Origin of the sequence: Kitasatospora sp. NPDC087861 (assembly GCF_044742585.1) — a bacterium.
GTDB lineage: Bacteria > Actinomycetota > Actinomycetes > Streptomycetales > Streptomycetaceae > Kitasatospora.
This window is the reverse complement of sequence record NZ_JBIUUS010000009.1, coordinates 169,102-191,683: the sequence shown is the minus strand read 5'-3', so window position 1 is coordinate 191,683 and position 22,582 is coordinate 169,102. Positions and strand designations below refer to the sequence as shown.

The following is a 22,582-nucleotide window of genomic DNA, read 5'->3' as shown; positions in this document are numbered from 1 at the left end:
CCCCGACGGGGCGCGCCCGCACCCTCGCACGCCCCAAGCCGACGCCTGCGCTCCCTCGGCTCGGCCGCCCCCGGAGGCGCCTACTCCCCCTCCGGATCGAGCAGGCCGCGGCGGTAGGCGGGGACCAGGTTCGGCGGGACCAGCAGCTCGCGGCCGTTCAGGGTGATCGGGACCGGCTTCGGGGCCTCGGCCTTCCACCGGGCTCGGCGCATGGGCCCCTCCTTGCCCGCCGGCGGGCAAGGAGGGAGGGTGTTGCTGCGGGAGATCCTGCGCTCGGGGACGGCCATCGGGGGCTCCTACCGGGTGGCGCCGGAGGCGTACGGGAGCAGGGCCATCTCGCGGGCGTTCTTGATCGCCCGGGCCGTGGCCCGCTGCTGCTGGACGGTGAGGCGGGTGACGCGGCGGCTTCGGATCTTGCCGCGGTCGGAGACGAACCGCCGCAGCAGGTCGGTGTCCTTGTAGTCGACGTACTCGATGCCGGCGGCCAGCAGCGGGTTGGGCCGGGCCTTGGGTGCGTTCGGTCGTTTACGCACAGTGATGGTTCCTCAGTGAACGGGGTCGAGCAGGTCCTGGAAGGCGTCCGGCAGGGCCTTCCAGCCGGGTTCGCCGGCGGCGAGCTCGGCGTCGGTGAGCAGGCAGGAATCGAGCAGCCCGGTCACGCCGTCGACGTCCAGGCCCTCCGCGGTGAAGCAGAGCTGCTGCACCCGGTCGCCGTGCAGCGGGTGCCAGTCGAGGGCGGCGGCGGCCCGGCGGGCGGGCGGGTAGCGGTCCCAGGCGGCGTCCGGCAGGGAGGTGAGCCAGGGCCCGCACTCCTCGACGGCGAGGTTGGCCCCGGCCGCGTCCCAGGCGAGCATCAGGTCGGGCCGGTTCGCCAGCCAGAAGCGGCCGCGGCTGCGCTGTGCGGCGGGGACGAGCAGTTCCAGCGCCCGGTGCAGCCGCTCGGGGTGCAGCGGCCGGCGGCGCTCCCAGACCAGCGTGGTGACGCCGGCCTCGTCGCTCTCCTGCGGGAGCAGCGCTATCGCCGGGTTGACCCGGTCGCGGGCGGCCGCGACGTCGAAGCCGCCGAGGGCGGCCCGGGTGAGCGCGCTGGTGCCGAGCCGGACGACCCGGGCGGTGGGGTGGAGCTGGCGGAGCAGTGCGAGCCCGGGCGCGTGCGCCGTCGCGCGCGGCACCGCCAGGGTGGTGGCGTACTCAACCTGGTGGGCGAGCGCCTCCGCGCGGGTCCGCTCGTCCTGGGCGGCGGTGTGCTCGCCGTGCTCCACCAGGTCGTCGGATACCGAGAGTTCGCCGATCAGCCGGTCCGGGTCGACGGCGGTGACCACGCCGGCGAGTTCGACGACGTCCTCCAGGTGGCGGCCGTCCGCCGCTCCCCCGGCGATCACCTCGACGGCCGGGTGCGGGTCGCTGCCGCCCCACAGTTCGACGATCGCGAGCCCGTACCGGCCTTCGTCGGCGATCCGCACCAGCCGGGGCACCAGGTCCTCGCGCAGGGCGCAGCAGGGGCAGTCGTTCACCAGCGGGACGGCGGCGACGTCGAACCCCCCTCCCCCGTCGCGCAGCTCTCGGTGGACGAGGCCGTGCGAGGACTCCCGCAGGTCGTGGTGGAGGACCACCGCGTCCACCGCGCCGTGCATCAACTCGTCCACCGCCAGGCGGCGTTCGGCGCTGTGGAGCCCGGCGACGACCACCACCGGCAGCTTGATCCCGTCCATGCCGCCCATTCCGGCCGGGCGGTCCGGCCCGTCGACGCCGCTCACCAGCTGGCCTTCCGGACGCCGGGCAGGTGGCCGGCGTGGGCGTGGGCGCGGAGGTTGATCCGGGAGAGGCCGAAGGCGCGCAGGTAGCCGCGCGGGCGGCCGTCGACGGCATCGCGGTTGCGGATCCGGGTGGCGCTGGCGTCACGGGGCTGGCGGGCGAGTTCGGCCTGCGCGGCTTCTCGCCCGGCTGCGGCGGTGCCGGGGTGGGCGATGATCCGCTTGAGTTCGGCGCGGCGCTCGGCGTAGCGCGCCACGACGGCGCGCCGCTGCTCGTTCCTGGCGATCTTGCTCCGCTTGGCCATCAGACCTTCCCCCCTCGGGCGCGGATGCGGGCGACGGCGGCCTCGATGCCGATCGTGTCGATGGTGCGGATGCCCTTGGCACTGAGCGTGAGCCGGACGTACCGGCCCTCGCCGGGCAGCCAGTAGCGCTTGTGCTGGATGTTGGGGTCGAAGCGGCGGGGGGTGCGGCGGTGCGAGTGCGAGATCGCGTTGCCGAAACCGGGTCGACGGCCGGTGAGTTGGCAGTGGGCGGACATGGATGCTCCCTGGCGTCCGGGAATGGGCAGGACGGAGCTCACGTTACACCAGATGAAAATGACTTCCATTTCGGTGTACGGTTTCGCCCCAGCCCCGAACACCCCGGCCCCGAACGCCCCGACCACCCGGGAGGACACCCATGGCCCGCAGCGAACTGCGCCCCGTCATCAAGCTCCGCTCCACCGCCGGCACCGGCTACACGTACGTGACCCGCAAGAACCGCCGCACCGACCCGGACCGGATGGTCCTGCGCAAGTACGACCCGGTCGCGGGCCGGCACGTCGACTTCCGCGAAGAGCGCTGACCCCCCGCCCGAAAAGGAGCCCACCCATGAAGCCCGGCATCCACCCCGCCTACCGCCCGGTCGTCTTCCGCGACAAGGTCGGCGGCCTCGCCTTCCTCACCCGCTCGACGGTCACCGGCGACCGCACGATCGAGTGGGAGGACGGCACCACCTACCCGGTGATCGACGTCGAGATCTCCTCGGCCAGCCACCCCTTCTACACCGGTCAGTCGCGCGTCCTGGACACCGCCGGCCGGGTCGAGCGCTTCCGTCAGCGCTACGGCGACCGGCACTGACCCGCGGCAACGCGACGGCGCCTCCCCCGAACCCGCGAGGGAGGCGCCGTCGGACCACCGGTGGCCCCTACTCGGCCGCCACCCAGCGCTTCTCCACCCGGGCCAGCTTCCAGTACGCGATCGCCGCGGCCCAGACCACCACGAACAGCCCGGCGATCGCGTAGCCGACGTTGTCCAGCGAGATGTCCGCGATCCAGCCGGTGACCGGGTCGGTCAGGTCGAGCTTCTCGTGCAGCACGCCGACCAGTTCGATGGTGCCGATGACGAACGCCACCGCGATCGACAGCCCGGTGATCGTCAGGTTGTAGTACACCTTCCGGACCGGGTTGGCGAAGGCCCACTGGTACGCGAAGTTCATGAACGTCCCGTCCAGCGTGTCGAACAGGCTCATCCCGGCCGCGAACAGCAGCGGCAGGCAGACGATCGCATACCAGGGCAGCCCGGCCGCCGCGCCCGACCCGGCCATCACCATCAGGGTGACCTCGGTCGCGGTGTCGAAGCCGAGCCCCAGCACCATGCCCACCGGGAACATCTGCCCGGGCCGGGTGATCGACCGGGTCGCCCGGTTCAGCACCCGGGCCATGAACCCCCGCGAGTTGAGGTGCTCCTCCAGCTGCGCCTCGTCGTACGACCCGGCCCGCATCGACCGGAACACCTTGAGGATGCCGAGCAGCGCGGCCAGGTTGAGCGCGCCGATCAGGTAGAGGAACACGCCGGAGGTCGTCGTCCCGACCACCCCGAGCCACTTGTGGGTGGCCGACTCGTCGTCCATCAGGGTGTTGGCCAGCTGGGCGCCGCCCGCCACCAGGGCCGCCATGAGCACCACCATCGAGGAGTGCCCGAGGGCGAACCAGAAGCCGACCGAGACCGGCCGCTTGCCGTCCGCCATCAGCTTGCGGGTGGTGTTGTCGATCACCGCGATGTGGTCGGCGTCGAAGGCGTGCCGCATCCCGAGGGTGTACGCGGTGATCCCCAGGCCCACCCCGAAGACCTGGGTACCGACCTCGTACCTGTGCGGCGCCACCAGGAAGACGAGCGTCCCGAAGGCCACCACGTGCATGGCCACGATCACCCCCATCAGCCCGGCCGTACGGATGGTGTCCTCGCGCCTCCAACGGAACGTGGGCAGCGCGGGCGGTGTCGCCGTCGGCTCGGCGGCGGCGGTTTCGGGCACGGTCATCTTCGGGTCACGCTCCAGCACCTCGTGGAAACAGTTCGTGAGATGCCGTGGCCGGTCTCCTGGCTTACGGGGATTCCGTACCCGCCTTCCCAGGCGCGCGAGGCTCCCAGTGGCGTCGTGGGTACGGACGACTCTCCATCGACGACGATCGCGATGGCCCGATCACAGTGGCGAGGGCCGCTCCGGGCTGGGATCCCTGAGGATCCGTCACCGGTCTTCCCGAGCACCACGGCGGGGAACACCGTAGGGGCCAGGCCCCACCCTTGCAAGGCTGCGCACCTGCGCAGGTGTCCAGGATCACACGCCCCCGCCTGCGACAATGAGCGCATGCATCTCGTACCGGCCGACCGCGCGGGCCACCGCACCATCGACGGACACCGGGTCTGCGAGGCCATCGCCGCGATCGGCGACACCGCGCACGTCCGCTCCTGGGCCGAGCGGTTCTCCCTGCTCGCCGACCCCGGACGGCTCGCCCTCCTGCTCGCCCTCCACCGGGCCGGCCCGCTCGCCGTGACCGACCTCGCCGTCGCCACCGGCATGCGCGACCCCGCCGTCTCCCAGGCCCTGCGGCTGCTCCGGACGGCCGGCGTCGTCACCGGCGACAGGGACGGCCGCGTCGTGCGCTACCGGCTCGTGGACGACACCCTGCGCCCCCTCCTCGACGAGTGCGCCGCCGCCGAGCACCACGAGCCCACCGCGGCGACCGGCTGACCGACACCCGGGCCGACCGACTCCCGCGAACGGCGCGCCACGACACGGCCTGATGAGTACGATCATGACGTGCCACCCCACCAACACGCCTGGCCCGCCGACCGCTGGAACACCAGACCGGTCGCCGCCCACGTGCTGGCGGTCGCCCGCACCCTCACCTCGGCCACCCGGGTCCTCGACGTCCTCACCCTGCTCCGCCGGGACGGCATCGAACGGTACTTCACCATCAACCCCGGCTCCGCGTTCGCCGACGGCCTCGACGACTACCTGCGCGACCTGCCCGGCATCACCGTGCTGGACTGGGAGGACGCCGTCCGGCGCCGCTTCGACCTGGCCGTCGCCTGCGCCGTCCACGCCTCCATGCACCGCCTCGACGCCCGGCTCGTCGTCCTCCCGCACGGCGCCGGCTACAACCGCCTGGTGACCGAGTCCACCGGCGACACGGTCAGCTCCGCAGGCCTCTCCCGCAACGAACTCACCTACCACGGGCGGGTGTTCGTCGACGTCCTCGGCCTCTCCCACCCCGAACAGCTGGACCGGCTACGGATCTCCTGCCCCGAGGCCCTCGATGTCGCCCAGGTCGTCGGCGACCCCTGCTTCGACCGGATGCTCCGCAGCCGCCGCTCCCGCGACGGCTACCGCGCCGCCCTCGGCGCCGTCGACGGCCGGCGGCTCGTCGTCGTCAACTCCACCTGGAGCGAGCACTCGTTATTCGGCCGCCACCCCGACCTGCCCCAGCGGCTGGTCCGCCAACTCCCCGCCGACGAGTACACGGTGGCCGTCGTCCTGCACCCCAACATCTGGAACCGGCACGACCCCGAGGCCCTGCTCGACGACGCACGCCGGATGGGCCTGCGCCTCATCCCGCCCCACCAGGGCTGGCAGGCCGCCCTCGTCGCCGCCGACTGCCTGATCGGCGACCACGGCTCGGTGTCCGTCTACGGCGCCGCCCTGGAACGCCCCACCCTGCTGGTCGCCACCGGCGCCGCCGAACTCGACCCGCGCTCCCCCAGCTACGCCTTCGGCCAGACCGCCCCCGCCCTCGACCCCGACGGGGATCTGCTCGCCCAGCTCGAACAGGCCCTGCACCAGGACCCGACCGGCCTGCGCCCGATCACCGACCGCTCGCTCGCCCACCGCGGCGAGTCCGCCCAAGTGCTGCGCCCGCTGCTCTACTCCTTCCTGGACGGGCTGGACGAACCCCGGGACGAACCGGTCCTGCCGCCCTACCCCAAGCCCGTCCCCCGCCCCGGGGCCACCGACCGGCCCACCGCCTACGACGTCGAGGGCAAGAGCGAGGGGACGGAGGTGAGCCTGCGACGCTACCCCTTCGATCCCGACGACCACACCCCGCGCGGCTTCCACGCCCTCACCGACGAACACCCGGACGACGCCCTGCGCTACACCGCCGAAGTGCTCGCCCGCACCGAGACCCACGCCGAACGCCCCGCCACCCGCTGGCTCGCCGACACCGCCGCCGAACTGCCCGGCCTCGCCGTCGCGGTGGCCGCCCTCGGCCCGGCCCGCCACCTGCTCCGACTGCACACCGGCCTGCTGCTCGAAGCCCGCGCCGAACCGGACTGGGACCGCCCCGACCCCACCCTCGACCCGCTGCTGCTCGGCTCCGCCGTGGCGTCCTGGCTCGCCGACGGCGGCGACCCGACCCGCCTCCCCGGGCACGGCCTCACCATCCGCACCGGCGACCACCACACCCGGGTCTCCTTCAGCACCGGGCCTCAGGGCCTGCCCGGCGGACCCTAGGACAGGCCCTAGCCCCGCAGCTGTCGCAGCCGCTCGCGGGTGTGCTCCGCCAGCTCCGCGTCCTCCAGCTCCTCGGCGAGGGCGACCAGCAGGGTGTACGCCTGCGCCGCCTTCGCGTACTCGCGCTGACCGGACGCCAGCCGGGCGCACTCCTCGGCTTGGGCGACGGCAAGGTCAAGCCGTCCCAGAGCCCGGTAGGCCCGGGCACGGACCAAGGGCAGCTTCACCAGCATGGCGGTGTCCCGCTCGGGCTCCTCGGCTCGTGCCGTGGCCTCGTCCAGGACGGCCAGCGCCTGCTCCGGGCGGTCGTCGGCGATCAGCGCCTGCGCCAGGTTGTAGCTCTGCACGATCTCGCCGTGCCGGTCGCCCCGGTTGGCCTCGCGGGCCAGTGCGAACCGCTCCGCCGCCCGGGCCGACCGGCCGTCGGCCAGGCAGAGCAGACCGTCCGTCTCGTACAGCACGCCCACGACGCGCTGGTCGGTCACCAGCGGCACCAGTTCGGAGGCGACCTCCAGCTGCTCGGCGGCGAGCGCGTACTCCTTGCGCTCGAAGTGGGCGCGGGCCAGTTGATTGCGCATCCGGACCACGGCGTCCGGCCGGTTGTCCCACTGGGCCGACGTCACGCCGAGCCGGTGCGTGGCGATCAGGTCCTGGTAGTGCTTGCGGCCGTGGTACAGCGGCCACAGCGACTCACAGAGCCGCCACACCTCGCCGTGCCACTTCTGCTTGGCCGCCGCCTCCACCGCCGCGCGCAGGTTGGCCCGTTCGGCCTGCAGCCACTCCAGTGCCTCCGGGTACGAGGCGAATCCGGGCAGCCCCTCGCCGCTCGGGTCCTGCAACCGCAGCCTCGCCCCCATCGCACGGTCCGCCAGCGACGCCCGGCCCCGGAAGTACGCCACGACGCGGGCGAGGAGCTCGACCCGGCCGGGCAGCTCGCGGGTGCGGTCATAGGCGTGCAGCCGCACCACGTCATGGGCCCGGAAGCGATCGTCGAGGCCGTCGTCCACCACCTCGTCCAGCAGGTGCACGGCGCGCAGCTCGGTCAGCGCCGCCCCGGCCTGTTCGACGCCCGCCGCGCGCGCCAGTTCGGCGGACACGAAGGGGCCAGGGTGCACGCCGATGAGGTGGTAGAGCGCCCGGCCCTGCGGCGACAACCGCTCGTAGACCAGGTCGTAGGTCGGGCCGAGGTCGCTCTCCTCGTCGTGCAGCACGGCCACCCTGCCCTCGCGGTCGTGCAGTTCGGCCACCACCCGACCGAGCGGCAGGTTGTCGCGGTCCAGCAGCTGGCTGCCGACCGCGTTCAGCGCCAGCGGCAACCCGCCGCACAGCTCGACCAGCGCCGCCAGCTCCCCGTCGGTGCCCCGCTCGGAGCCCAGCCAGGCCCGCACCAGATCGGCGCCGGCCGTCGCGCTCAGCGGCCCGAGCTGCCGCACCTCGGCGCCGACCGTCCGCAGCGCGGGCAGCCGCCGCCGGCTCGCGACCACCACCAGCCCGCAGGACGGGAGCAGCGCCCGGACCTCGGCGGCGTGCTCGACGTTGTCCAGGAAGAACAGGCACCGGCGCTCGGCGGTGACCGTCCGGAACGTCGTGAACCGCTCCGCCTCCACCGCCGGGGGCTCCGTGCCGAGGGCGCGCAGGAAGCCGGCCAGCAGCGCGGGGAGGTCCACCCCACCCTGGTGGCGGTACGCCTGGAGGTCCGCGTAGAGGTCCCCGTCGGGGAAGCGCGCCCGGTGCTCCTCGGTGAACTTGGCGATCAGTTCGGTCTTCCCGACCCCACCGAGGCCGGTGAACACCACGATCCCCAGTCCGCCCGTCTCGACTCGGCCCAAGGCCGCGCTCAGCGCGGCGAACTCCGGCTCACGGTTGACGAACGGGCCGTACGGCGACCGGACCTGATGAGGCCTCGGCGGCGGCTCGGGACGGGGGTGGATGTGCACCGACCCGATGTTCTCGGCCTGCACCACATGGCCGCCCACCGTCCCTGACACGGTGTTGGCCACCCGGTGATGCTCCATCTTGCCTGCTCCCTCCGGCCGGTCGGCCCCAGCCTACGGGCTGGGCGCCGGGCCGGAGGGCGGATCAGGGCCTCAGGCCGCCTGGCAGCGCGGGCACCAGAAGAGGTTGCGCGCGGCGTGCTGCTCGGTGCGGACGTCGGTGCCGCAGACCAGGCAGGGCATCGCGGCGCGGCGGTAGACGTAGACCTCGCCGCCGTGGTCGTCGACCCGCGGCGGGCGGCCCATCACCTCGGGGGTGTGCTCGGGGCGTACGGTGTCGATCCGGCCCGCGCCGACGCCCTCGTGCATCAGGGCGACCAGGTCGGCCCAGATCGCGTCCCACTCGCCCCGGGTGAGGTCGCGACCGGCCCGGTGCGGGTTGATCCCGTGTCGGAACAGCACCTCGGCCCGGTAGACGTTGCCCACCCCGGCCAGCACCTTCTGGTCCATGAGCAGCGCGGCGACGGTCGTCCGGCTCCCCGATATCCGCCGCCAGGCGGCCTCCGGATCGGCGTCGGCGCGCAGCGGGTCGGGCCCGAGGCGGGCGGCGACGGCGGCCTTCTCGGCGCCGGTCACCAGCGCGCAGGTGTTCGGGCCGCGCAGGTCAGCGTAGCCGTCGTCGTTGGCCAGCCGCAGCCGGACCAGGCCGACCGGCTCGGGCGCGGGACCGATGCCGAAGGTGAAGCCGCCGTAGAGGCCGAGGTGGACGTGCACCCAGGCGCCCTCCTCGAAGCCGAGGAACAGGTGCTTGCCGGTGGCCTCGGCTCCGGTGAGCAGTTGCCCGTCGATCGCCTTGGCCTCGTCGGCGAACCGGCCCTGCGGGCTGGACACCTCGACCGGGCGGCCGCCGAAGGCCGTCCGGTTCTCGGCGGCGAGGCGGTGGATGATGTGGCCTTCCGGCACGGGCGTCAGCTCCCCCGGGGTGGTTCGACAGGACGGGTCCAAGGACTCGTCCATCATCGCAGCCGGGACCGACACACCCCGGGTCAGCGGACCGGCATGCCCATCAGCCGGGCCAGGATGACGCGGTCCAGCTCGGCGGCGGTGCCGGCGACGTCCAGGTGGGAGTTGTCGATGATCGGCAGCCCGGAGTTGTACCAGCCGGCCATCCGGCCGTGGATCCGCGCCACCTCCTCGTCGCCGAGCCGCCGGGTGCCGCCGCGCCGGGCGTTGCGGCGCAGCACGGAGTCCAGGCTGGGCAGCAGCACGACCGGGATCATGCCGGGGCCGATGTGCCGCTTCCAGCCGCCGAGGCCGATCGCCGGGCGGTCCGGGAAGACCGCGTCGTCGATGATGCAGGAGATGCCGTTGGCGAGGTAGTTGCGGCAGGCGAAGCCGCAGGTGCGGCGGGCCAGCCGGTACTGCGCCTCGGAGGCGTTGTTCCAGCCGGACTGCGGGTTGGCGAAGCCGGACTGCACCCACTCGCGGACGTCGTCCAGGCTGATGTGCGCGGTCGGGGTGGGCCGGCGCTCGGCCCAGTACCGGGCGACGGTGGTCTTGCCGGCTCCGGCAGGTCCGATCAGCAGGACGGCGATCGGCCCGGAGGGCGCGTGCCGCTGGGGCGGGTGGGTGGGGAGCTGGACGGGCATGCCGGAGGGCAGCACGAAGTGCCCGGTGGCCCCGGCGGGGACGGGCGCGCTCGGCGCGGGGGCCGGAGGGACGGGCGCGGGCGGAGCGGGCACCGGTGCTGTCGGCACAGGGGCCGGAGCGACCGGAGCGGACGCCGGCGGCACCGGCGGCGGACCGACCGCCCTCGACGACTGCGCCCCTGACGACCGGCTCCCCGACGGCTGCGGCCCCGGCGGAGCGACGGGACGCGGCGGGACCTGCCCACCCCCGGCGTACTGCGTCACGGTCACCTCCCGACACCTCTCAGCGGGGACACTACACGGCGGCCCGGCGGCGGGCACAGTCCGCCGCCGGGCCGCTGACCAGGCGTCAGCGCGTGGTGAGCTGTTCGGCCAGGGCGCGCAGGGCCAGCTCGTACGAGCCGAGCCCGAACCCGGCGATGGTGCCGGAGGCCACCGCGGCGATCACCGAGGTGTGCCGGAAGGTCTCCCGCGCGTACGGGTTGGAGATGTGCACCTCGATCAGCGGCGCGGTGCGCTGCGCGGCGGCGTCCCGCATGGCGTACGAGTAGTGCGTGAACGCGCCCGGGTTGATCACCACGGGCACCTTGCCGTCGGCCGCCTCGTGCAGCCACTCCACCATCTGCTGCTCGGAGTTGGTCTCGTGGACCTCGACCTCGAAGCCGAACTCCTGGCCGAGCGCGGTGCAGCGCTCGACCAGCCCGGCGTAGGACGTGGCGCCGTAGACGTCCGGCTCGCGGCTGCCGAGCCGCCCGAGGTTGGGGCCGTTGAGCACCATCACCCGGGTCACGCCGAGACCTCCGCGTAGGCGGCGACCAGCAGGGACGGGTCGGGGCCCTCCAGGACGGAGGTCTTGCCGAGGCCGTCCAGGACGATGAAGCGGATCAGGTCGCCGCGCGACTTCTTGTCGATCTTCATGGCGTCCAGCAGCTTCGGCCAGGCGTCCGCCTGGTACCGCAGCGGCAGGCCGACGGAGGCCAGCACGGCGCGGTGCCGGTCGGCCGTCTCGTCGTCCAACCGGCCGGCCAGGCGGCCGAGTTCGGCGGCGAAGACCATGCCGATGGAGATCGCGGCGCCGTGCCGCCACTTGTAGCGCTCGTTGCGCTCGATGGCGTGGCCGAGGGTGTGGCCGTAGTTGAGGATCTCGCGTCGGCCGGATTCCTTGAGGTCCCCGGAGACCACGTCGGCCTTGACCTGGATGGCGCGGCGGATCAGCTCGACGGTGTGCGGGCCGTCCGGGGTCTTGGCGCCCTCCGGGTCGGCCTCGATCAGGTCGAGGATGGCCGGGTCGGCGATGAAGCCGCACTTGATGACCTCGGCGAGGCCGGAGACGTAGTCGTGCTTGGGCACGGTCGCCAGGGTGTCGAGGTCGGCCAGCACGCCCACCGGCGGGTGGAAGGCGCCGACCATGTTCTTGCCCTCGGCGATGTTGATGCCGGTCTTGCCGCCGACGGCCGCGTCGACCATGCCGAGCAGCGTGGTGGGCATGGAGATCCAGCGCACGCCGCGCAGCCAGGTGGCGGCCACGAAGCCGGCCAGGTCGGTGGTGGCGCCGCCACCCAGGCCGACGACGACGTCGCTGCGGGTGAAACCGGTCTGCCCGAGCACCGACCAGCAGTACGCGGCGACCTCGGCGCTCTTGGCGTCCTCGGCGTTGGGCACCTGGAGGGCGATCGCCTCGTAGCCCTCGCCGAGCAGGTCCTCGCGGATGGCGTCGGCGGTGGCGGCCAGCGCCTCGGGGTGGATGATCGCGACCCGCTTGGCGCGAGTGCCGATGAGCGGCGCCAGCTCGCCGAGCAGCTGGTGCCCGATCAGCACGTCGTACGGGTCGTGGCCGGCGCTGCCGCCGACGTGAATCCTGACGATGGGGTCAGTCATGGGGGGTCTTCAGCTCCAGTGCTTCCAGTACGGCGTCCGCGACCTGCTCCGGGGTGCGGCCGGCGGTGTCGACGACGGCGGTGGCCACCTCCAGGTAGAGGGGGCGGCGGGCCTCCATCAGCTCGCGCCAGCGGGCCCGCGGGTTGACGGCCAGCAGCGGGCGCGGGGCGTCCAGGCCGACCCGCTTGACCGCGTCCGCCAGCGGGACCTCCAGGAAGACCACCGGCAGCTCGCGCAGCAGCGCGCGGGTGGCCTCGGCCATCACCGCACCGCCACCGAGCGCCAGGACGCCGCCGTGCTCCGTGGCGCCCGCGCGCACGGCCCGGACCTCCAGCTCGCGGAAGTGCGGCTCGCCCTCGTCGATGAAGATCTCCGGGATGGGCTTGCCGGCCAGCGCCTCGATGTCGGCGTCGGTGTCCCGGAAGGCGACGCCCAGGCGCTCGGCCAGAGCCCGCCCGACGGTGGACTTGCCACTGCCGGGCGGACCGACCAGCACAACGACCGGAATAGTCATCGGATGATCAGGTTGTCGAGGTAGTTCTGCACGTTGCGGCGGGTCTCGGAGACGTGGTCACCGCCGAACTTCTCGTTCACCGCGTCGGCCAGCACCAGCGCGACCATCGCCTCCGCGACGATCCCCGCGGCCGGCACGGCGCAGACGTCCGAGCGCTGGTGGTGCGCCTTGGCCGGCTCGCCGGTGCGCACGTCCAGGGTCTGCAGCGCCCGCGGCACGGTGGCGATCGGCTTCATCGCCGCACGCACCCGCAGCACCTCGCCGGTGGACAGCCCGCCCTCGGTGCCGCCGGAGCGGCCGGAGGTGCGCTTGACGCCCTCGGGGGTCGGGACGATCTCGTCGTGCGCCTTGGAGCCGGGCACCCGGGCCAGCTCGAAGCCGTCGCCGACCTCGACGCCCTTGATCGCCTGGATGCCCATCAGCGCGGCGGCCAGCCGGGCGTCCAGCCGGCGGTCCCAGTGCACGTGCGAGCCGAGGCCCACCGGCACGCCGTACGCCAGCACCTCGACCACACCGCCGAGGGTGTCGCCGTCCTTGTGGGCCTGGTCGATCTCGGCGACCATCGCCTTCGAGGCGTCGGCGTCCAGGCAGCGGACCGGGTCGGCGTCCAGCTTCGCCTCGTCCGAGGGCAGCGGCAGCACGCCGGCCGGGGCCTTGGCGGCGGCCAGCTCGACCACGTGGCTGACGATCTCGATCCCGCAGGTCTCCTTCAGGTACGCGCGGGCGACGGCGCCGAGCGCGACCCGGGCGGCCGTCTCGCGGGCGCTGGCGCGCTCCAGGATCGGGCGGGCCTCGTCGATCGAGTACTTCTGCATGCCGGCCAGGTCGGCGTGGCCGGGGCGGGGGCGGGTGAGCGCCTCGTTGCGGGCCAGGCCGGCCAGCACCTCGGGGTCGACCGGGTCGGCCGACATGACCTGCTCCCACTTCGGCCACTCGGTGTTGCCGACCATGACCGCGACCGGGCTGCCCATGGTCTCGCCGTGCCGAACACCGCCGAGGAAGGTCACCTCGTCCTGCTCGAACTTCATCCGTGCGCCGCGACCGTAACCGAGCCGGCGGCGCGCCAGCGCGTCGGCCACCACCGCGGTGGTGACCGGTACACCGGCGGGCAGGCCTTCCAGCGTCGCGACGAGTGCGGGGCCGTGCGACTCCCCCGCCGTCAGCCAGCGCAACGTACCCAACGGAGCTCCTTCATCAGCGGACCGGCCACGGCACCGCCGGGGCCCGCCCGGACGTGCCTTGTGACTGAATCCTTTCATGCCCCGGCGGCACCCGGGAGCGGAGTCCGCGTGACGGACGGCTACCGGCCACCCGGCGGGACGGCGGTCGGCGCGATTCCGGCCACCCGGCGCGGCGGTGGTCGGCGCGATTCCGGCCACCCGGCGCGGCGGTGGTCGGCGAGATCCGGTCACCGGCGCGGCCTCAGCGCCCGGCGAGGGCCTGCTCGCCCGCCTCGCGCATCGCCGCCAGCGGCCCCGGCGCCCGCCCGGTGAAGGCCTCGCTCTGCAGCACCGCCTGGTGCACCAGCAGGTCCAGCCCACCCAGGACGGTCGCCCCGCGCTCCGCGCACGCGGCGGCCAGCGCCGTCGGCCACGGGTGGTAGAGCACGTCGAACAGCGCCCCCGGCACGGCGGGCACCGCCTCGGCGAAGGCGTCGGTCGCGCCGACGGGCGTGGTGGAGACGGTCAGCGGCTGCGCCAGCGCCTCGGCCCCGCGTTCCCAGTCGGCGGTGCGGACGACGACGCCCAGCCGCTCGCCCAGCTCGGCCATCTCCCGGGCCCGCTCCGCGCTGCGCACGTAGACGGTCACCTCACCGGTGCAGACCTGGGCGAGCGCCGCCAGCGCCGAGGAGGCGGTGGCCCCGGCGCCCAGCACGGCCGCGCCCGGCACCTCGGTGATGCCGCGCTCGCGCAGCGCGTTCACCAGCCCGGGGACGTCGGTGTTGTCCCCGGTGCACCGCCCGTCGGCGGTGAACACCACGGTGTTGACCGCGTCCACCGAGCGGGCCGTCGCGCTCACCTCGTCCAGCAGCGGGATGATCGCCCGCTTCAGCGGCATGGTCAGCGACAGCCCCGCCCACTCGGCCTCGTCCAGCCCGGCGAGGAAGCCGGGCAGACCGGCCTCGTCCACCTCGAAGCGGTCGTAGCGCCAGCCGTCCAGCCGGAGCGCCGCGAAGGCGGCCCGGTGCAGGTCCGGCGAGAGCGAGTGGGCGATCGGCGAGCCGAGAACGGCCGCCCGGTGCTTGCTGGTCAACGCTGCTTCTCCCTGAACGACTCGCCCGAGCAGGCTACTTGGCGGTGGTGCAGTGGACGCGCACCTTGTCGAAGCCCTGGCCGGCCGCCTTGCAGTACTTCTCGACGTTGGCCGCGTGCTCCTTGTCCGTCTCCGCGAAGAGGGTATGGGTCGGGTCCATCGCGATGAAGTACAGCCACTTGCCGTCCGCCGGGTTGAGCACCGCCTTGATCGCCGCGTCGCCCGGGTTGGAGATCGGTGTGGGCGGCAGGCCCGGGTTTCGGTAGGTGTTGTACTTGTTGGACGCGTCGTCGATTTCCTTCTTGTCGAGCTGCGTGCGACCGAGCGAGTACTGCAGCGTGGTGTCCATGCCGAGGGTGTGCTGCGTCGCGTCGCTGGAGAGGCGGTTCTGGATGGTCCTCGCCATCTTGGCGAAGTCGTCCGTGTTGTTGCCCTCGCGCTGCAGGATGCTCGCCTCGATGACCACCTCGTACGCGGTCTTGAGACCGGCCTTGGAGGCGTCGGCGTCCAGGTTCGCGTACTTGTCGGTGGCGTTCTTCACCATCTGCTTGAGCAGGTCCTCGGGCTTCATGCCCTCGGCGATGTTGTAACGCGTCGGCCAGAGGAAGCCCTCGATGTTGCCGTTCGCGTACGCGGGCAGGCCGAGGTTGGCGACCTGGGCCTTGGCGACGCCCGCCGTGGTGCCCGGCGACAGCTTCAGCTTCCCGTCGATGATGGTGTAGATGTCGGCGGCGGTCTTGCCCTCGGGGATGACCAGCCCCTCGCCACCGGCCTGTTGGAGGAGGCCCTGGAGCGCGGCCGCGGCCGGCATCTCCTTCTTCAGCGCGTAGAAGCCCGGCTGGATGGTGGTGCACTTGGGCTCGGCGCTGCAGGCCTTGCTGAACGCGTCGACGCTCTTGACCACGCCGGCGGTCTTCAGCGCGAGGCCGATCTGCCCGCCGACCGCGCCGGACTTGACCTCGACCTGGACGGAATCGGTGCCCTCGCCCTGGAAGTCCGGCGCCGGGCCGAAGTGGTCCTGGTAGAAGCCGTAGCCCCACCAGCCGGCGCCGCCCAGCGCGCCGATCAGCACCAGCGCGACCAGGAGGCAGGCCCCGCCGTTGCGGCGGCCGGACTTCTTGCCCTTCTCCTTGCGCTTCTTCTTCGCGTCGCGGGAGTCGTCCTCCTCGCCGAGGAAGCCGGCCTGCTCGGGGTCGCCGTCCTCGTCCCGGTACTCGGCGTCCTCGTGGCGACCGTCCTCGTACCGGCCATCCCCATGAGGGCCCTCCTCGTGGCCGTCCCACTCGTCGGTCTCGGGCCCGTGCCCGCCCACCGGGTCGGCGCCGGCCTCCAGCGCGGCGGCCTCGGCCTCCCAGTCGATGCCGTCCGGGCCGGGGCCCGCGGGCACGACCGGCTCCGGCTCCGGCGCCGCCCGCCGCCGGCCCCGCGGCTGCCCGGGCTGCGCGCCCTGTTGCGGCATCCCCGGCTGCTGCTGCACACCGGGCTGCTGCGGGGACATCCCCGGCTGCTGCCCCATGCCCGGCTGCGGCTGTCCGCCCGGGAACCCCTGCTCCTGATACCCCTGCGGGTACCCCTGCTGCGGCACCTGCTGGGGCATCTGCTGCTGCGGATACCCCTGCTGCGGCATCTGCTGCTGTTGCGGGTACCCCTGCTGCCCCTGCTGCTGCGGGTAGCCCTGCTGCGGCATCTGCTGGGGCATCTGCTGCTGCGGATACTGCTGCTGCTCGCCCGGGAACCCTTGCTGCTGATACCCCTGTGGGTACCCCTGCTGCGCCATCTGCTGCGGCATCTGTTGCTGCGGATACCCCTGCTGCTGCCCGTCCCCGTACGGCTGTTGGACCAGCTGGCCCTGCTGGGGATACTGCTGCTGCCACTGGCCGTCCTGCTGGCCGGGGACCGGCTGCTGGCCGCCGTACCCGGGGTCACCGGGGTGCCACGGCTCGGAGCCCTGGGGGCCGTAGCCCCGACCCAGATCGGTCATTGATCCCCTTAACCGACGAAGACGGCCGGAGGATCGGACCGGCCGTCCGGGACGCGGTCCCGGCTGATTCTCGAACCGGCGTGCTAGCGCAGCGCCTGGGAGGAGACGTTACCGTACCGCAGTCGTGCCCCTGGCAGGGCGGATGTGCCACCGGTGTCCGACCTCACCCACCGGTGGCGCCGTCCGTCGGCGCCGCCGGAGCGGAGGCGGCGGCCGACCCGGAGGCCGCCGCCGACGCGGCGGCGGAACCCGCAGGCGACGCCGAGGGCACCCCCGACGGCGAGCCCGACGGCGACCCGGAGGGCGACCCCGACGGCGCGGCCGAGTCGCTCGGCTTCGCCGACGCCCGGTTGGCGTTGAACTCCGCGACGTTGCGCTGCTGCACCTCGAAGCTGTCGGTGAAGCGGGTGTCCCCCGGTTTCACGGTGACGAAGTAGAGCCAGTCCCCCGGCACCGGGTCCAGTGCCGCCATGATCGCCTGCCGCCCCGGATTGGAGATCGGCGTGGGCGGCAGCCCGGGGTGCAGGTAGGTGTTGTACGGGGAGTCCAGCCTGGTGTCGGTCACCGTGGTGTTCAGGGTCGACCGGCCGAGCGCGTAGTTGATCGTGGAGTCGAGCTGCAGCGGCATCGCCCTGGCCAGCCGGTTGTAGATCACCCGCGCCACCCGGCCCATGTCCTCGGTGTTGTCGGCCTCGCCCTGGACCATGCTGGCCACCGTCACCAGCCCGTACAGGCTCTGCCCGAGGTTCTGCGCGACGACGTTCGCGTCATCCCGGCTGAACTCCTTGCCGGCCCGGTCCACCATCTGTTTCAGCAGCTCGATCGCGGTGGTCCCGTCGGTGACGCTGTACGTCGCGGGGAACAGGTAGCCCTCGGGGCTGCCCTTGGTGAAGTCCGGCAGGCCCAGTTCGGCGCCCTGCTCCTGGGCGGTGCGCTGGGTGGTGCCGTCCGGCAGGCCCAGCTTCCGGTCGATCGCCGCGTAGATCTGGTAACCGCGCCAGCCCTCGGGGATGGTCAGGCCGTTGGCGTTGGCCGGGTCGATCAGTACGGCCAGCGCGGCCGCGGCCGACATCCGCTGCTTCATCGTGTACGTGCCGGGCTGGATCCGCCCGGCCGCCGCGGCGCTGCCCTTGGCCTCCCGGGTGAAGGCGAGCGAACTGGCGACCACCCCGTTGCGCACCAGCGCGTACGCGATCTGGGACAGCCCCGCCCCCTCCGGCACCGAGACCTGGACGCTGCCGGTGCCCTGCCCCGCGTAGTCGGCGGCGACCGGGGGTTTGCGCTGCTCCTGCCACCAGGCGTAGCCGGTGAGGCCCACCCCGCCGAACACCCCGATCAGGGAGAGCGCGGTGAGCGCGCAGGCCAGCCCGTTACGCCGTCGGTGCGGATCCGGTGCATCGGAGCGCGTACGGGGCGCGCCCGGCGGGCGACCCTCCGGCTCCAGCACCGGCGCACCCAGGTGCCCGGGTGTGAGCCCCGGGTGGAAGTCCTGGTCGGTCATGGCTCGCGTCCCCTCGGCGGTCCCGGAACGAACGAAAAGGGTCCGTGCGGACGCGTCCGCACGGACCCCTCACCGGGACGTTAGATCAGGCCGGTCAGCCGACCGCCTCGACGCTCTCACCGGGCGGGCGTCCGCTCACCCGTTCGGACTCAAGGGCGGTCTGCAGGATCACCACCGCGGCGGCCTGGTCGACCACCGAGCGACCCTTCTTCGCCTTGACGCCCGAGGCGCGCAGCCCGTGGGTGGCGGTGACGGTCGACATCCGCTCGTCGACCAGCCGGACCGGCACCGGGTAGAGCCGGTTGGCCAGCCGGGCGGCGTACCCGCGGACCTTCTCCGCCGCCGGGCCCTCCTTGCCGCTCAACGAGCGCGGCAGCCCGACGATCACCTCCATCGCCTCGTACTCGTCGACGATGGCGGCGATCCTGGCCTGCGACTTCGCTCCGGCCGGGACGGTCTCCACGGGGGTGGCGAGCACCCCGTCGGGGTCGCAGGACGCGACCCCGATCCGGGCGTCACCGACGTCGACGGCGATCCGCCGCCCGCGCCGGAAGGGTCTTTCCACCTGCTCCATCAGCTGGCGCGCTCCGCGACCAGGCCGCGCACCGCGGCGACGGCCTCGCCGACCGCGGCCGGGTTGGAGCCGCCGCCCTGGGCGACGTCGTCCTTGCCGCCACCGCCGCCGCCGAGGGTCTTGGCGGCGACCCGGACCAGCTCGCCGGCCTTGATGCCGCGGGCGCGGGCGTCCTCGTTGGTGGCGATCACGGTCAGCGGACGGTCGTTCGCCACGGTGAAGGCGGCGACCACGGCCGGGCGCGAGCCGAGCCGGCCGCGCACGTCCAGCACCAGCTTGCGCAGCTCGTCCGCGCCCACGCCGTCGGCGACCTGGGCGGCGACCACGGAGATGCCGTGCACGTCCTCGGCCGAGTCGGCCAGGCCCGCCGCGGCGGCCAGCACCTTCTCGGCGCGGAAGCGCTCGATCTCCTTCTCGGCGTCCTTGAGCTTGGCGAGCATGCCCGAGATCTTCTCCGGCAGCTCCTCCGGGCGGCCCTTGACCAGGTCCGTCAGCTGGGAGACCACGGTGTGCTCGCGGGCCAGGAACTTGTACGCGTCGACGCCGACCAGCGCCTCGACGCGGCGCACGCCGGAGCCGATCGAGGACTCGCCGAGCAGCTTCACCAGACCCAGCTGGGCGGTGTTGCCGACGTGCGTGCCACCGCACAGCTCCTTGGAGAAGTCGCCGATGGTGACGACCCGGACCTCGTCGCCGTACTTCTCGCCGAACATCGCGATGGCGCCGGCCTTGCGGGCCTGATCCATCGTCATGACCTCGGCGGTGACGTCGAGTTCGCGACCCAGCACGTCGTTGATCTTCTGCTCGACGTCGACCAGCACGCTGCCCGGGACGGCGGCGGGCGAGCCGAAGTCGAAGCGGAAGCGGCCGGGCGCGTTCTCGGAGCCGGCCTGGGCGGCCGTCGGGCCGAGCGCGTCGCGCAGCGCCTGGTGGGTCAGGTGGGTGGCCGAGTGGGCGCGGGCGATCGCCCGGCGGCGGTCGACGTCGATCGTGGCGTACGCCGAGGCGCCGAGCACGACCTCGCCGAACAGCACCCCGCCGGAATGCACGATGACACCCGGGACGGGCTGCTGCACATCGCGGATCTCCACCACCGCGCCGGACTCCAGCCGGATCCGGCCGTGGTCGGCGAGCTGGCCGCCGCCCTCGGCGTAGAACGGGGTGCGGTCGAGGATGATCTCGACCTCGTCGCCCTCGGAGGCGGCCGGCGACGGAACGCCGTCCACCAGCAGGCCGACCACGGTGGCCTCGCCCTCGGTGAGGCTGTAGCCGGTGAAGACGCTCGCGCCGGACTTGTCGGCGACCTCGCGGTACGCGGCGACGTCGGCGTGGCCCATCTTCTTGGCCTTGGCGTCCGCCTTGGCGCGGTCCCGCTGCTCCTGCATCAGGCGGCGGAAGCCGGCCTCGTCCACCTGGAGGCCCTGCTCCTCGGCCATCTCCAGGGTGAGGTCGATCGGGAAGCCGTAGGTGTCGTGCAGCTTGAAGGCCTGGTCACCGGAGAGCACCGCGCCGCCGGCCTGCTTGGTCTCGGTGACCGCGGCGTCCAGCAGGCTGGTGCCGGCCTTCAGGGTCTGCAGGAAGGCCCCCTCCTCGCCGACGACGACCGTCTCGATGCGCTTGCGGTCGCTCTCCAGCTCCGGGTACTGCGGGGCCATCGCCTTGATGGCGATGTCGGTGAGGTCCTTGGCGACCGGACCGGTGGCACCCAGCAGGCGCATGTTGCGGATGGCGCGGCGCAGGATGCGGCGCAGCACGTAGCCGCGGCCCTCGTTGCCGGGGGTGACGCCGTCGCCGATCAGCATCAGCGCGGTGCGGATGTGGTCGGTGACCACGCGCAGGGAGACGTCCGACTTGTGGTCGGCGCCGTAGGTGTGGCCGGTCAGCTCGGCGGCGCGGTCGAGGATCATCCGGCTGGTGTCGATCTCGAAGAGGTTGTCGACGCCCTGCAGGATGGCGGCCAGGCGCTCCAGGCCGAGGCCGGTGTCGATGTTCTTGCTCGGCAGGTCGCCGAGGATCTCGAAACCGTCCTTGCCGTCGCCGTGGCCGCGCTCGTACTGCATGAAGACCAGGTTCCAGATCTCCAGGTAGCGCTCGCCGTTGACGGCCGGGCCGCCCTCCTCGCCGTACGCGGGGCCGCGGTCGTAGTTGATCTCCGAGCACGGGCCGCACGGGCCGGGGACGCCCATCGACCAGAAGTTGTCCTTCATGCCGAGGCGCTGGATGCGCTCGGAGGGGACGCCGATGACGTCACGCCAGATCTGCTCGGCCTCGTCGTCGTCCTGGTAGACGGTGATCCAGAGCTTCTCCTTCTCCAGGCCGTAGCCGCCGTCCGCGACGGAGCTGGTGAGCAGCTCCCACGCGAACGTGATGGCGCCTTCCTTGAAGTAGTCGCCGAAGGAGAAGTTGCCGCACATCTGGAAGAAGGAGCCGTGCCGGGTGGTCTTCCCGACCTCCTCGATGTCCAGGGTGCGCACGCACTTCTGGACGCTGGTGGCGCGCGAGAACTGCGGCTTGACCTCGCCCAGGAAGTAGGGCTTGAACGGCACCATGCCGGCGTTGACCAGCAGCAGGGTGGGGTCGTCGGCGACCAGGGACGCCGACGGAACGACGGTGTGGCCGCGCTCCTCGAAGAAGCGCAGCCAGCGGCGGCGGATCTCAGCCGACTCCATTATTGGTCCTTCCGGTTCGGGGTGCCGCCCCGCTGCGGCAGCGCGCGGCGGGGCGTTTCTTCAGTGGCTTGGGGTGTGGTGCGGGCACTGCTGGACGAAGGCAGGGCGGCGGCCGGGCTGCCGGGCGCCGCCGAGATAGCTCGGTACTGCGGCTCGCCCCTGGCCACCCGGCGGCGCCGGGGCTCGACCACGGCGGTGCCGTGCAGTCCGAGGTCGTCGCGCAGCTGCTCCTCACGCTCGGTCATGCCCGCCCGCACGTCCTGGGCGAACTGCTTGGCCAGGTCGCCCAGGTGCAGCGCACCGCGCGTGGCGGTGCCGGAGAGGCTGTCCGGGGTGAGCCGGTGCACGGCCTCGTTGGCCTTGTTCATGGCCCAGACGGTGGCACCGGCACCGACCGCCATCCAGAAGACGCGTCGCACCATGCCGTCAGCCCCTCACCGCGCGCCGGACCCGGGAGAGCAGGCCGTTCCTGGGCGCGGTCGCGGCGCGCACCTCCGCCCGGATCAGCCGGGCCAGCTCCTCGCGCTCGCCGCTCTGCGACGGCACGGACGGCTGGCCGCCCTGCTGCTTGGCGACGGCCTTGCGGACGCCGTAGCTGAAGGCCGCGACCTTCACCAGCGGCCCGCCCAGGGTCGCGGCGACGGTGGAGGACAGCGCGTTGGCGTTGGCGGCGGCGTCCTGCACGTTCGCGGTGATCTCGTCCACCCGCTCCAGCTGCTCGTTGGCGCTGCGCACGGCGGCGCCCGCGTCGCTCAACAGCGGGACGGCCTGCTCGGTGACGGCGGAGACCAGGACGGTGGCCTCCTTCAGCACCCGCGAGAGGCGGACCAGCACCACGGCGAGCAGGGTGACCAGGACCGCCCAGAACACGGCGACGAGCAACCCGGCCAGCTCTCCCACGGACACCTTTGCGCGCTCCCTCGCCTTGCTGTTCTCCAAACGGAACCCTATCGCGCCGACGCCCGGTTTCCGGACCGGGTTATCGGCGGGCCCGCCCGGTGGATCCGGTCGGGTGTGCGAACCGCGCGCGTAACCTACCGGCCGGTCACCTCGTTCTGCCAGGCGGGCCGTCGCCCGTACGGCCCGACGCACGTCCGGGCCG

25 protein-coding genes and 1 riboswitch are annotated in these 22,582 nt (G+C 73.1%); of the genes, 5 read left to right on the top strand and 20 right to left on the bottom strand.

The genetic code is table 11. The features are described 5' to 3' along the window. Positions 1 to 80 precede the first annotated feature (80 nt). From ACIOJE_RS15795 to rpmB, 5 genes are read right to left on the bottom strand one after another with little or no spacing between them, the layout of a single operon-like run. Positions 81 to 287 (bottom strand): 50S ribosomal protein L32, encoded by a 207-nt coding sequence (locus tag ACIOJE_RS15795; RefSeq protein ID WP_400776623.1) that lies wholly within the window; start codon positions 285 to 287, stop codon positions 81 to 83. Between the two features lie 9 nt (positions 288 to 296). Continuing rightward, a complete protein-coding gene (gene rpsR, locus ACIOJE_RS15790; protein WP_400776621.1) occupies positions 297 to 533 on the bottom strand; it encodes a 30S ribosomal protein S18 in 237 nt (78 codons plus the stop codon). 12 nt (positions 534 to 545) lie between these two features. Then, on the bottom strand, positions 546 to 1,712 hold the full coding sequence (locus ACIOJE_RS15785; protein ID WP_400776756.1) for a CobW family GTP-binding protein: 1,167 nt from the start codon (positions 1,710 to 1,712) through the stop codon (positions 546 to 548). Between the two features lie 41 nt (positions 1,713 to 1,753). Further along, positions 1,754 to 2,059, bottom strand: coding sequence for a 30S ribosomal protein S14 (gene rpsN / locus ACIOJE_RS15780; protein WP_400776619.1), 306 nt, complete (start codon positions 2,057 to 2,059; stop codon positions 1,754 to 1,756). Then, positions 2,059 to 2,295: a 50S ribosomal protein L28 gene (gene rpmB / locus ACIOJE_RS15775; protein WP_280682888.1), complete on the bottom strand. Its 237-nt coding sequence runs from the start codon at positions 2,293 to 2,295 to the stop codon at positions 2,059 to 2,061. The genes rpsN and rpmB overlap by 1 nt, the downstream gene beginning before the upstream one ends. A gap of 140 nt (positions 2,296 to 2,435) precedes the next feature. On the opposite strand from rpmB, the gene rpmG reads away from it, so the two are divergent. Continuing rightward, complete coding sequence (gene rpmG / locus ACIOJE_RS15770; RefSeq protein WP_280682890.1) at positions 2,436 to 2,600, top strand: 50S ribosomal protein L33; 165 nt, start codon at positions 2,436 to 2,438, stop codon at positions 2,598 to 2,600. A 26-nt stretch (positions 2,601 to 2,626) separates the two neighbouring features. Continuing rightward, on the top strand, positions 2,627 to 2,875 hold the full coding sequence (locus ACIOJE_RS15765) for a type B 50S ribosomal protein L31 (RefSeq protein WP_400666788.1): 249 nt from the start codon (positions 2,627 to 2,629) through the stop codon (positions 2,873 to 2,875). A 67-nt stretch (positions 2,876 to 2,942) separates the two neighbouring features. Here ACIOJE_RS15765 and ACIOJE_RS15760 read toward each other — a convergent pair whose 3' ends face one another. Then, positions 2,943 to 4,055 (bottom strand): HoxN/HupN/NixA family nickel/cobalt transporter, encoded by a 1,113-nt coding sequence (locus ACIOJE_RS15760; RefSeq protein ID WP_400776614.1) that lies wholly within the window; start codon positions 4,053 to 4,055, stop codon positions 2,943 to 2,945. A 31-nt stretch (positions 4,056 to 4,086) separates the two neighbouring features. Then, positions 4,087 to 4,301: riboswitch (cobalamin riboswitch) on the bottom strand. Between the two features lie 81 nt (positions 4,302 to 4,382). Here ACIOJE_RS15760 and ACIOJE_RS15755 point away from each other — a divergent pair. Continuing rightward, entirely contained in the window at positions 4,383 to 4,766 is a 384-nt protein-coding gene (locus ACIOJE_RS15755) for a metalloregulator ArsR/SmtB family transcription factor (protein WP_280682896.1), read from the top strand. Positions 4,767 to 4,835: 69 nt separating this feature from the next. Further along, positions 4,836 to 6,527, top strand: coding sequence for a hypothetical protein (locus tag ACIOJE_RS15750; RefSeq protein ID WP_400776612.1), 1,692 nt, complete (start codon positions 4,836 to 4,838; stop codon positions 6,525 to 6,527). An 8-nt stretch (positions 6,528 to 6,535) separates the two neighbouring features. Here ACIOJE_RS15750 and ACIOJE_RS15745 read toward each other — a convergent pair whose 3' ends face one another. The 9 genes from ACIOJE_RS15745 to mltG (ACIOJE_RS15705) all read right to left on the bottom strand — a co-directional run bounded on the left by ACIOJE_RS15745 (position 6,536) and on the right by mltG (ACIOJE_RS15705) (position 16,142). Continuing rightward, positions 6,536 to 8,542: an AAA family ATPase gene (locus tag ACIOJE_RS15745; RefSeq protein ID WP_400776609.1), complete on the bottom strand. Its 2,007-nt coding sequence runs from the start codon at positions 8,540 to 8,542 to the stop codon at positions 6,536 to 6,538. Positions 8,543 to 8,614: 72 nt separating this feature from the next. Next, positions 8,615 to 9,424: an Fpg/Nei family DNA glycosylase gene (locus ACIOJE_RS15740; RefSeq protein ID WP_400776607.1), complete on the bottom strand. Its 810-nt coding sequence runs from the start codon at positions 9,422 to 9,424 to the stop codon at positions 8,615 to 8,617. Between the two features lie 83 nt (positions 9,425 to 9,507). Beyond that, positions 9,508 to 10,374: an AAA family ATPase gene (locus ACIOJE_RS15735; protein ID WP_400776753.1), complete on the bottom strand. Its 867-nt coding sequence runs from the start codon at positions 10,372 to 10,374 to the stop codon at positions 9,508 to 9,510. Positions 10,375 to 10,459: 85 nt separating this feature from the next. Further along, positions 10,460 to 10,888, bottom strand: coding sequence for a type II 3-dehydroquinate dehydratase (gene aroQ / locus ACIOJE_RS15730; RefSeq protein ID WP_280683026.1), 429 nt, complete (start codon positions 10,886 to 10,888; stop codon positions 10,460 to 10,462). A gap of 8 nt (positions 10,889 to 10,896) precedes the next feature. After that, a complete protein-coding gene (aroB, locus tag ACIOJE_RS15725; protein WP_280682904.1) occupies positions 10,897 to 11,988 on the bottom strand; it encodes a 3-dehydroquinate synthase in 1,092 nt (363 codons plus the stop codon). Continuing rightward, complete coding sequence (locus ACIOJE_RS15720; RefSeq protein WP_280682906.1) at positions 11,981 to 12,502, bottom strand: shikimate kinase; 522 nt, start codon at positions 12,500 to 12,502, stop codon at positions 11,981 to 11,983. Before ACIOJE_RS15720 ends, aroB begins: the two co-directional genes overlap by 8 nt. Further along, positions 12,499 to 13,683 (bottom strand): chorismate synthase, encoded by a 1,185-nt coding sequence (gene aroC, locus ACIOJE_RS15715; RefSeq protein ID WP_280682908.1) that lies wholly within the window; start codon positions 13,681 to 13,683, stop codon positions 12,499 to 12,501. The genes ACIOJE_RS15720 and aroC overlap by 4 nt, the downstream gene beginning before the upstream one ends. A gap of 241 nt (positions 13,684 to 13,924) precedes the next feature. Next, positions 13,925 to 14,755, bottom strand: a complete 831-nt coding sequence (locus ACIOJE_RS15710; protein ID WP_400776603.1) for a shikimate dehydrogenase — start codon at positions 14,753 to 14,755, stop codon at positions 13,925 to 13,927. Between the two features lie 34 nt (positions 14,756 to 14,789). Further along, complete coding sequence (gene mltG / locus ACIOJE_RS15705) at positions 14,790 to 16,142, bottom strand: endolytic transglycosylase MltG (protein ID WP_280682912.1); 1,353 nt, start codon at positions 16,140 to 16,142, stop codon at positions 14,790 to 14,792. A gap of 63 nt (positions 16,143 to 16,205) precedes the next feature. Between mltG (ACIOJE_RS15705) and ACIOJE_RS15700 the strand changes: the two genes are divergently transcribed. Next, positions 16,206 to 16,739: a hypothetical protein gene (locus tag ACIOJE_RS15700; RefSeq protein WP_400776600.1), complete on the top strand. Its 534-nt coding sequence runs from the start codon at positions 16,206 to 16,208 to the stop codon at positions 16,737 to 16,739. A gap of 160 nt (positions 16,740 to 16,899) precedes the next feature. Here the strand turns inward: ACIOJE_RS15700 and mltG (ACIOJE_RS15695) are convergent, their stop codons facing one another. The 5 genes from mltG (ACIOJE_RS15695) to ACIOJE_RS15675 all read right to left on the bottom strand — a co-directional run bounded on the left by mltG (ACIOJE_RS15695) (position 16,900) and on the right by ACIOJE_RS15675 (position 22,386). Continuing rightward, positions 16,900 to 18,237 (bottom strand): endolytic transglycosylase MltG, encoded by a 1,338-nt coding sequence (mltG, locus tag ACIOJE_RS15695; protein ID WP_400776598.1) that lies wholly within the window; start codon positions 18,235 to 18,237, stop codon positions 16,900 to 16,902. Between the two features lie 94 nt (positions 18,238 to 18,331). Next, a complete protein-coding gene (gene ruvX / locus ACIOJE_RS15690) occupies positions 18,332 to 18,811 on the bottom strand; it encodes a Holliday junction resolvase RuvX (protein ID WP_280682922.1) in 480 nt (159 codons plus the stop codon). Next, complete coding sequence (gene alaS / locus ACIOJE_RS15685; RefSeq protein WP_280682924.1) at positions 18,811 to 21,480, bottom strand: alanine--tRNA ligase; 2,670 nt, start codon at positions 21,478 to 21,480, stop codon at positions 18,811 to 18,813. The genes ruvX and alaS overlap by 1 nt, the downstream gene beginning before the upstream one ends. After that, complete coding sequence (locus ACIOJE_RS15680; protein WP_280682927.1) at positions 21,480 to 21,902, bottom strand: DUF6167 family protein; 423 nt, start codon at positions 21,900 to 21,902, stop codon at positions 21,480 to 21,482. The genes alaS and ACIOJE_RS15680 overlap by 1 nt, the downstream gene beginning before the upstream one ends. Positions 21,903 to 21,906: 4 nt before the next feature. Continuing rightward, positions 21,907 to 22,386, bottom strand: coding sequence for a DUF948 domain-containing protein (locus ACIOJE_RS15675; RefSeq protein WP_280682930.1), 480 nt, complete (start codon positions 22,384 to 22,386; stop codon positions 21,907 to 21,909). Positions 22,387 to 22,582: the final 196 nt, after the last annotated feature.

Excerpts from the sequence above, each read along its gene's own strand:
- rpsN (WP_400776619.1), bottom strand. The coding sequence starts at position 2,059 with ATGGCCAAGCGGAGCAAGATCGCCAGGAACGAGCAGCGGCGCGCCGTC.
- ACIOJE_RS15720 (WP_280682906.1), bottom strand. The coding sequence starts at position 12,502 with ATGACTATTCCGGTCGTTGTGCTGGTCGGTCCGCCCGGCAGTGGCAAG.
- ACIOJE_RS15765 (WP_400666788.1), top strand. The coding sequence starts at position 2,627 with ATGAAGCCCGGCATCCACCCCGCCTACCGCCCGGTCGTCTTCCGCGAC.
- aroQ (WP_280683026.1), bottom strand. The coding sequence starts at position 10,888 with ATGGTGCTCAACGGCCCCAACCTCGGGCGGCTCGGCAGCCGCGAGCCG.
- alaS (WP_280682924.1), bottom strand. The coding sequence starts at position 21,480 with ATGGAGTCGGCTGAGATCCGCCGCCGCTGGCTGCGCTTCTTCGAGGAG.
- ACIOJE_RS15785 (WP_400776756.1), bottom strand. The coding sequence starts at position 1,712 with ATGGACGGGATCAAGCTGCCGGTGGTGGTCGTCGCCGGGCTCCACAGC.
- aroB (WP_280682904.1), bottom strand. The coding sequence starts at position 11,988 with ATGACTGACCCCATCGTCAGGATTCACGTCGGCGGCAGCGCCGGCCAC.
- ACIOJE_RS15795 (WP_400776623.1), bottom strand. The coding sequence starts at position 287 with ATGGCCGTCCCCGAGCGCAGGATCTCCCGCAGCAACACCCTCCCTCCT.
- ACIOJE_RS15680 (WP_280682927.1), bottom strand. The coding sequence starts at position 21,902 with ATGGTGCGACGCGTCTTCTGGATGGCGGTCGGTGCCGGTGCCACCGTC.
- ruvX (WP_280682922.1), bottom strand. The coding sequence starts at position 18,811 with ATGGAGCAGGTGGAAAGACCCTTCCGGCGCGGGCGGCGGATCGCCGTC.
- mltG (WP_400776598.1), bottom strand. The coding sequence starts at position 18,237 with ATGACCGACCAGGACTTCCACCCGGGGCTCACACCCGGGCACCTGGGT.
- ACIOJE_RS15745 (WP_400776609.1), bottom strand. The coding sequence starts at position 8,542 with ATGGAGCATCACCGGGTGGCCAACACCGTGTCAGGGACGGTGGGCGGC.
- ACIOJE_RS15755 (WP_280682896.1), top strand. The coding sequence starts at position 4,383 with ATGCATCTCGTACCGGCCGACCGCGCGGGCCACCGCACCATCGACGGA.
- rpmG (WP_280682890.1), top strand. The coding sequence starts at position 2,436 with ATGGCCCGCAGCGAACTGCGCCCCGTCATCAAGCTCCGCTCCACCGCC.
- ACIOJE_RS15760 (WP_400776614.1), bottom strand. The coding sequence starts at position 4,055 with ATGACCGTGCCCGAAACCGCCGCCGCCGAGCCGACGGCGACACCGCCC.
- rpmB (WP_280682888.1), bottom strand. The coding sequence starts at position 2,295 with ATGTCCGCCCACTGCCAACTCACCGGCCGTCGACCCGGTTTCGGCAAC.